Origin of the sequence: Dietzia sp. SYD-A1, from assembly GCF_015356725.1 — a bacterium.
Lineage (GTDB): Bacteria > Actinomycetota > Actinomycetes > Mycobacteriales > Mycobacteriaceae > Dietzia.
Window position 1 is genome coordinate 1 of sequence record NZ_JADDKI010000421.1, and the last position, 3,204, is coordinate 3,204.

At 70.5% G+C, this 3,204-nt stretch carries 5 protein-coding genes; 2 read left to right on the top strand and 3 right to left on the bottom strand.

Going from position 1 to position 3,204, the window contains the following annotated elements:
• Positions 1-35: 35 nt before the first annotated feature.
• Complete coding sequence (locus IY392_RS15080) at positions 36-308, bottom strand: DUF3618 domain-containing protein (RefSeq protein WP_107756019.1); 273 nt, start codon at positions 306-308, stop codon at positions 36-38.
• A gap of 149 nt (positions 309-457) precedes the next feature.
• Between IY392_RS15080 and IY392_RS15085 the strand changes: the two genes are divergently transcribed.
• Together IY392_RS15085 and IY392_RS15090 are read left to right on the top strand one after the other, a co-directional pair.
• On the top strand, positions 458-958 hold the full coding sequence (locus IY392_RS15085) for a peroxiredoxin (protein WP_107756018.1): 501 nt from the start codon (positions 458-460) through the stop codon (positions 956-958).
• 8 nt (positions 959-966) lie between these two features.
• Complete coding sequence (locus IY392_RS15090) at positions 967-1,677, top strand: TetR/AcrR family transcriptional regulator (RefSeq protein WP_194861649.1); 711 nt, start codon at positions 967-969, stop codon at positions 1,675-1,677.
• 212 nt (positions 1,678-1,889) lie between these two features.
• Here IY392_RS15090 and IY392_RS15095 read toward each other — a convergent pair whose 3' ends face one another.
• Both IY392_RS15095 and IY392_RS15100 read right to left on the bottom strand, forming a co-directional pair.
• Positions 1,890-2,366 (bottom strand): holo-ACP synthase, encoded by a 477-nt coding sequence (locus IY392_RS15095; protein WP_194861650.1) that lies wholly within the window; start codon positions 2,364-2,366, stop codon positions 1,890-1,892.
• Positions 2,363-3,204, bottom strand: an 842-nt coding sequence (locus IY392_RS15100) for a hypothetical protein (protein WP_194861651.1), incomplete at its 5' end; no start/stop codon positions are given. The genes IY392_RS15095 and IY392_RS15100, both read right to left, overlap by 4 nt.

The window sequence follows — 3,204 nt, forward strand, 5'->3', positions numbered from 1 at the left end:
GGCCCGGTGCGGGGACGCGGGCCGGGCGCGCCGACTCAGGCCCGGCGCGCCTCGAGATAGGCCTCGATGCGACGACGCTCCTTGCGCTTGTTGGCGATCGACACCGAGATGCCGCCGAGGATCAGCGCCGCCACTCCGCCGAGCACTGCGAGTACCCGGGGATCGGTGAGGGCGGCAACGGCCCTCTCCTTACCCTCTTCGGCCAGGTTCTTGGGATTGACCCGGTCGACGATCTCGTCCAACGTCGTCGCGAGATCGTCACGCGCCTTGGCGATGTCGCCTTCGATGCTGTCGTAACTCCTGGACACGAGACCTCCGTCAATCGCTCGTCACGCGGCTGGCCGCGGATTCTGGACCCCGCCCACGGTACTGCACCCGCCGATGATCCGCGCCCGCGCGCCGACGCATCGGATAGGTTGGTGTGAACACAGACCCCGACCCGACTCCAGGAGCACCGGTGACCACACCACGGCTCGAGGTGGGCCAGACCGCCCCCGACTTCACCCTCCCCGACGCCGACGGAAACCCCACGTCGCTGCAGGACCTGCTCACCGCGCACGGGCGCGTGGTCGTGTACGTCTACCCAGCCGCTCTGACGCCCGGCTGCACCACCGAGACCGTGGACTTCGAGGGAGCCCTCCAGGAACTGCGGGAGGCCGGTATCGGGGTGGTGGGGGTGTCACCCGACGCGCCGGAGAAGCTCCAGCGCTTCCGGGACAAGCACGGCATCACATTCCCTCTGCTGTCCGATCCGGACAAGACCATGCTCACCGAGTGGGGCGCGTTCGGCGAGAAGAAGAACTACGGCAAGACAGTGATGGGCGTGATCCGCTCGACGTTCGTCGTGGACTCCGACGGGACGATCTCCCTGGCCCGGTACAACGTCCGGGCCAAGGGTCACGTGGCCATGCTCTCCAAGCTCCTCGGCGTGGACCTGCCCGAACCCGCGGAGGGCTGAGTTCACCCATGCCGGCCGAACCGCACGAGCGGATGCAGGACCAGACCAGAGATTCCGTGGACGAGGCCGTCCAGGACGAGCCGAACATCCTGGTGCCCCGCCGCCGGCCCATCCAGGAGAGGAGCCGGCGCAAGTTCCAGGCGCTGTTGTCCTCCGCCCGCGACGTGCTGGTCGAGGTGGGATTCGATTCGTTCACCTGCGAGGAGGTGGCCTCCCGCGCGGGAGTGCCGATCGGGACGCTGTATCAGTTCTTCGCCAACAAGTACGTGCTGGTGTGTGAGCTGGACCGTCAGGACGCCCACGGGGTGATCGAGGAGATCGAACGCTTCGCGCAGAAGATCCCCGCGCTGGACTGGCCGGAGCTGCTCAACGACTTCCTCGACCACCTGGCGGATCTGTGGCTACGCGATCCCTCCCGGCGAGCGGTCTGGTTGGCCACGCAGGCCACTCCCGCCACCCGAGCCACCGCCGCGGTCAACGAGCGCGAGCTCGCGAGAATGATCGCCAGCGTCCTCGCCCCACTCATGCCGGCCACCGAACGGCAGCGCCGCGCCTTCATGGCCGAGGTGCTGGTTCACGTGTCCTACTCGATGCTCAACTTCTCCGTCAGCGCCGGCTCCGCCACGGGCGAGGACATCCACGACGCCACCGTCACCGAACTCAAGCGGATGCTCACCGCGTATCTCTGGCTGGCGGAGAAGGAAGCCCAGGCGGACTGACGCCGTCGGCACAGGCGGCGCTTCGCCCCTCGGATTCGCCTGCGCCCCCGGAGGTACGCGGGCGCATCGCGGTCCGAGGGGCGTATCGCACACCCGAAGCGAAAGGCACACGGCGTATCGCACACCCGAAGCGAAAGGCACACGGCGTATCGCACACCCAGCGGGCATCGCGGTCCGAGGGGCGTATCGCACACCCAGCGGGCATCGCGGTCCTATCCGGCGCCCGGCCCCTCGAGTACCACGAACGCCACGGCCGAGTCGCCGTCGTGGCTGAGTGAGACATGCCAGCGCGAGCCCTCCCCCACGGTCGCCGCGACCTGCCGAGCCACCTCTCCCCCGAGCCGCACAGAGGGCCGGCCCCACGCATCACAGACGGTCTCTATCTCGGACCAGACCAGCAGGTCCGGCGCGATCGGTGGAGGCGTGCCGTACAGGGCCGAGGACCACGCCTTGACGACGGCCTCCTTGACCGCCCAGCGGGCGGCCAGGTGACGGTCCGCCCGCTGGACCGGGTGCCGGGCAGGGTGGGCGGAGTGATCAGAGGACGACGCCTCGGCCCGCTCGCGGCACTGCCGTCGCTCCGTCGGCGAGAAGGCGCCCGTGAACCGCGTCCCCGGTTCGGCCAGGGACGCGGCGAAGGCGTCGATTTCGACCGTGTCGACCCCTACGCCCCGCACCGCCACGGTCACCGCCAGTCGCTGGCCGCGAGGACGCCGTCGGACTCGAGACGCGCGGCCGGGTCCAGCAGGACCGCGGCCTCGCGCTCCTTGACCTCGTCGGCCGACCCTTCACCGAGGCGCCGGGCCTCGGGACGGCTGTAGAGGGACTCGCCACCGTAGATCGCGTCGGTCAGGCGCCGGACGCCGTCCCGCTCGCGCCCCAGCGCCTCCTCGCGGATGCGCTCGGACTCCTGCTCGCCGAGCTGCGACGCGACCGCGCGGTGGAAGGCCTCGGGATGCGTCACGGCGATCAGGCCGGACACGTGACCGAAGCCGAGCGAGGTGAGCAGACCGGCCTTGAGCGGCAGGTCCCCGCCCAGCTGCACGGTCTCGCGCAGCCACACCAGGTGCCGGTGCCGGTCCAGGACGTCGTCGACGCAGTCCAGGGCCCGGTTCGGGGGAAGCGTCCCCGAGCGCAGCATCTGGGTCAGGCCGATGAGCTGGAACGCGGCCGCGCCACCCTTGGCATGCCCGGTGAGCGACTTCTGCGACACGACGAACAGCGGGTTGCCGTCGGAGCGACCGATCGCCGCGGCGAGACGTTCGTGGAGATCCGACTCGTTGGGGTCGTTGGCCTTGGTCGAGGTGTCGTGCTTGCTCACCACGGCCAGGTCGTCCGCGGTCAGTCCGAGCTCTGCCAGACCCCGGGCCAGCGGCGACCGTCGTCCCCCGCGACCGGCGCCGAGAGCACCCAGCCCCGGGGCCGGGATCGAGGTGTGGGCGCCGTCGGCGTACGACCCCGCCCAGGCCACCACTCCGTGCACCGGCAGCCCCATGCGGGCCGCGACGTCGCCGCGCGCCAGCAGGA

Excerpts from the sequence above, each read along its gene's own strand:
- IY392_RS15090 (WP_194861649.1), top strand. The coding sequence starts at position 967 with ATGCCGGCCGAACCGCACGAGCGGATGCAGGACCAGACCAGAGATTCC.